The sequence below is a fragment of the Streptomyces sp. YIM 98790 genome (assembly GCF_011421595.1).
In the GTDB taxonomy this organism is placed as follows: Bacteria; Actinomycetota; Actinomycetes; order Streptomycetales; family Streptomycetaceae; genus Streptomyces.
Map to the genome: position 1 here is coordinate 1 of NZ_WTLH01000316.1, position 4011 is coordinate 4011.

General features: G+C 76.9%; 3 protein-coding genes and 1 pseudogene. 2 read left to right on the forward strand and 2 right to left on the reverse strand.

The genetic code is table 11. The features are described 5' to 3' along the window. Window positions 1-38: 38 nt before the first annotated feature. Together GQS09_RS27355 and GQS09_RS27360 are read right to left on the reverse strand one after the other, a co-directional pair. Window positions 39-1175 carry an SCO1860 family LAETG-anchored protein gene (locus GQS09_RS27355; RefSeq protein ID WP_243761858.1) on the reverse strand — a complete coding sequence of 379 codons (1137 nt, stop codon included), beginning with the start codon at window positions 1173-1175 and terminating at the stop codon, window positions 39-41. 424 nt (window positions 1176-1599) lie between these two features. After that, complete coding sequence (locus GQS09_RS27360; protein WP_165990210.1) at window positions 1600-2700, reverse strand: amidohydrolase family protein; 1101 nt, start codon at window positions 2698-2700, stop codon at window positions 1600-1602. Window positions 2701-2926: 226 nt separating this feature from the next. Between GQS09_RS27360 and GQS09_RS27365 the strand changes: the two genes are divergently transcribed. Beyond that, complete coding sequence (locus GQS09_RS27365; RefSeq protein ID WP_313896375.1) at window positions 2927-3544, forward strand: SigE family RNA polymerase sigma factor; 618 nt, start codon at window positions 2927-2929, stop codon at window positions 3542-3544. Next, window positions 3544-4011 (forward strand): annotated as a pseudogene (locus GQS09_RS27370) (hypothetical protein); the annotation flags it as partial. The gene GQS09_RS27365 and the pseudogene GQS09_RS27370, both read left to right, overlap by 1 nt.

The window sequence follows — 4011 nt, forward strand, 5'->3', positions numbered from 1 at the left end:
CGGTTGCCGGGCGGGCCGCGGTGCGCCGTGCGGGCGGCTCAGTCGGCCGGGTTCCCGGCCGCCTTCGCGGCGGTGCCGCGGCGGCGGGCGAGCACCAGGCCGGCACCGGCGCCGACCAGCAGGAGGGCGCCGATGCCGAGGTAGGTGGTGCCGGAGCCGCCACCGGTGGCGGCCAGGTTGGCGTCGTCCGCGCCGGCCCCCTCGGTGCCCTCGCTGTCACCGGCACTGTCACCGGCACTGTCACCGGCGCTGTCACCGGCGCCGGCCGCTCCCGCGACGGCTCCTCCCGTGTCGGCCGCGCCCGGGGCGGCGGCGCCCTGCGGAGCCGGTCCGGATTCCCCGCCCCCGGCGGACGTGGCCCCGGAGGAGGAGTCCCCGGACGAGGAGTCCCCGGAGGAGGCGCCGGAGGAGGACTCCGCGGCCGGGGCGGTGCAGTCCGCCTCGGCCAGCACCACGGAGCCGGTCACCTCCGCGACATTGAGGTCCAGCGGGTCGACGGACACGGTCAGCTCCAGGGCGACGGACGCGGCCGAATCGTCCTCGACGGTCCGCCGGGCCAGGTCCAGCGTCACCTCGCCGACCCCGGGCACCGACACCTCGGTGGCGCCCTCGGCCGTCAGGGTGACCGTCTTGCCGAGCACGGTCACCGGTCCGGCCACCCGCGCGTCGGCGCTCGGTGCGCCGCCCGCCGGGCAGTCCGCCTCGGCGGTGACCGCGGACGCCTCGACGACCGACAGCAGCGGCATGCCGGGGAGGTGGACCCGGGCGTCGAGGAGTTCCACCCCGGCGCTGGTGCCGGCGGGGTCGGCGGCGGCCCGGGCGTCGGCGGCCCGGGCCCGCAGCAGGGCCACCGGACGGCCCTGGTCGACGCCCTCGACCCTGACGTCCAGGGCCTTCTTGGCGGCGGTCTGCTCGCCGTCCCCGGCGGTGACCGACACCTCGTTCAGCGTGGCCGAGGCCGGGACCCGGGCGGCGCCGTCGATCAGCGACACGTCCAGGTCGGTACGGAGCACGACGGCGTGCGCCGTGCCCGCCCCGCCCGGCTCGGCGGACTCCCCGTCCGCGGCGGCGGGTGCCGCCACGCCCAGCGCGGCGGTGCCGAGCAGGGCGGTGGTGGAGAGCAGAGCGGCCCCCCGGCGAGCGGCGCCGGTACGGCCAGGTGCGATGTACTGCATGGGTGAGAACTCCCACGACGGAATGGCGTCGCCGGTCCCGGAGACGGGACATCACCCGGACCGGCGACCGGGACCCCGCCATCCTTGACAGACCGATCCGATCATGTGGACTTTCCGGCTCCGGTTCACCCCCAATGGGGAGTCCCCGCTCCTGTGTGCGAGACAGGCAGCGCACGGAAGGGCCGGAGACGGTCGGCGATCGTTCACAACCGCCCCACTCCCCTCACCAGGCCGCCTCATCCACCCCACAACGCCCCACCCGGCCCGCAGCACCGCTCCGGCCTCCGGGGGCCTCCGGAGGCCCCCGGAACACGCGCACCGCACACGCACCGCACGCGCGGCGCCCGCGAGCCCGCACCGGCCCCGCAGCGCCCCGTGGCGCACCCAGCGCGCCCCCGGAACCGACGGGGCGGCACGGGGCCGCTCAGGCGACGATCCGGCCGCGCAGGACCACCCGGGCCGGATCGGCCAGGGTGCGCACGTCGCGCCGCGGGTCCTCCTCGCACACCACCAGGTCGGCGGGCGCGCCCTCGGCCAGCCCCGGCCGCCCCAGCCACTCACGGGCCCGCCAGGCCGCCGCGTCCAGCGCGTCCGGCGCCGGGATGCCCGCCCTCACCAGCTCGGCGACCTCCTGCGCCACCAGCCCGTGCGGCAGCGAACCCCCGGCGTCCGTGCCGGCGTAGACCGGGATGCCCGCGTCCCAGGCCGCCCGGATGGTGTCGTAGCGCCGGGCGTGCAGCCGCCGCATGTGCTCCGCCCAGCGCGGATACCGCTCCTCGCCCCGGGCCGCGAGCTCCGGGAAGGTGGCGATGTTGACCAGGGTGGGCACGATGGCCACCCCGCGCTCGGCGAACAGCGGGATGGTGTCCTCGGTGAGGCCGGTGGCGTGCTCCACGCAGTCGATGCCGGACTCCACCAGGTCCCGCAGCGAGTCCTCGGCGAAGCAGTGCGCGGTGACCCGGGCGCCCTCCTCATGGGCGGCGGCGATGGCCGCCGCCACCGCCTCGCGCGGCCAGCACGGCGCCAGATCCCCGGCCTCCCGCTCGATCCAGTCGCCGACCAGCTTCACCCAGCCGTCGCCGCGCCGCGCCTCCTGCCGGACGTACGACACCAGCTGGTCCGGCTCGATCTCGTGCGCGTAGTTGCGGATGTAGCGCCGGGTGCGGGCGATGTGCCGGCCGGCCCGGATGATCCGCGGCAGGTCCTCGCGCCCGTCGATCCAGCGGGTGTCGGCGGGCGAGCCGGCGTCCCTGATCAGCAGCGCGCCGGCGTCCCGGTCGGTGAGCGCCTGTTTCTCCGCGGTCTCCCGGTCCACCGCGCCCTGGGCGTCCAGGCCGACATGGCAGTGGGCGTCGACGAGGCCGGGCAGCACCCAGCCGGAGAGCGAGACCGTCTCCCGGGTCCGGCGGGGGGCGGTGAAGCTGATCCGGCCGTCGATCACCCACAGCTCGTCGCGGGCCTCGGCCTGCGGGTCGGCACCGAGCAGTACCCGTCCCGCGACGTGGAGAACTGGTGTGGAACGCATGCTCCGCAGCCTACGAGGTGCCTGCTACGCTCCGCACTGTTCGGGGGATTTGACCACAGAAGGCAGCCGGAGACGTCCGGTGCCGCGAGCGGCACACACCGGCGCGTTCGGGGGTAGCGGTAACGAGACCGGCCATGGGACCGGTGGCAAGTCTTTGGCGGCAGGACCGGCAGACGGCCCGGCGGCGGTGCACACCGGCCGGTCCGTCCGGCGACGAGGAGGACGCGTGGCAACCCCTGCTGAAGAGTTCCACGCCTTCTTCGAGCGGCACCATGCCGAACTTTCCCGGCTGGCCCATCTGCTGCTGGGCGGCGGAGCCGGGCCGGACGGCGCGGACGACCTGGCCGCGGACGCCCTGGTGGCGCTGTGGAGCCGCTGGGACCGGGTGCAGGCGGCCGAGCAGCCGCTGGCGTACGCCCGCGGCGTGGTGGTCAACCTGGCACGCTCCCGGATCCGCACTCTGGTGCGCGAGCGGCGGCGGGTGGCACTCTTCTGGGCACGGGAGCCGGAGACCACCGACGGCCCGGACATCCCGGCCGTGCTGGACGTGCGGGCGGCGCTGGGCCGCCTGCCGTACCGCAAACGGGCCTGCGTGGTGCTGCGGCACGCCTTCGGGATGTCCGAGAAGGAGACGGCCAGGGCGCTGGGCATCAGCGTCGGTACCGTGAAGAGCCAGACCTCGCGCGGGATCGCGGAGCTGGAACGGCTGCTGGAGCAGGGCGCCGGAAGACCGGCCGGGAAGAACGGCGGCGCCCCGGCGGGCGGCGGTTCCGCTCCGCCCTCCGCCTGGGGGAAGGTGCTGCGCGCCACGCCCGTGGAGCGGCCCGTGGAACGGAGGTTGTGATGCCGGCGCATCCCGAGGTGACCGAGCTGCTGCGCTCGGCCGCCGACGCGCACCGGCCCGACCGGGACCGGATCCTGGAGCGGGTCCGGCAGGGAATGGCCGCGGCCGAGCGCTCCCCGGCCGCGCATGCCGCGCCACGCGGCACGCGTGGCCTGTCCGGTCTGCCGGGGGTGACCGCGCTGCCCGGGCTGCGGGCCCTGAGCCCGGCCTGGATGCGGGCGCTCACCGCCGCGGCCGCCCTGGTGGCCACCCTGGGCGGGGTCTCGGTGGCGGTGACCTGGAGCCAGGGCAGCGCCCCGGCGATGCCCGGCCCGGCGGTGGGCGGCGGCACCCAGGGAACCGACCAGGACGGTCCGGACCCGCGTCCTGGGCAGGACGGTCCCGACACGGCCGGCACGTCCGGCGGCGACGGGTCCGGCCCGCGGGGCGGCGGCAACGGCGAGGGCGGCGGCGGGCCCGGCGGCAAC

What these genes read in the sequence shown, in the direction of transcription:
- GQS09_RS27355 (WP_243761858.1), bottom strand. Translation starts at nt 1,175, where the DNA reads ATGCAGTACATCGCACCTGGCCGTACCGGCGCCGCTCGCCGGGGGGCC.
- GQS09_RS27360 (WP_165990210.1), bottom strand. Translation starts at nt 2,700, where the DNA reads ATGCGTTCCACACCAGTTCTCCACGTCGCGGGACGGGTACTGCTCGGT.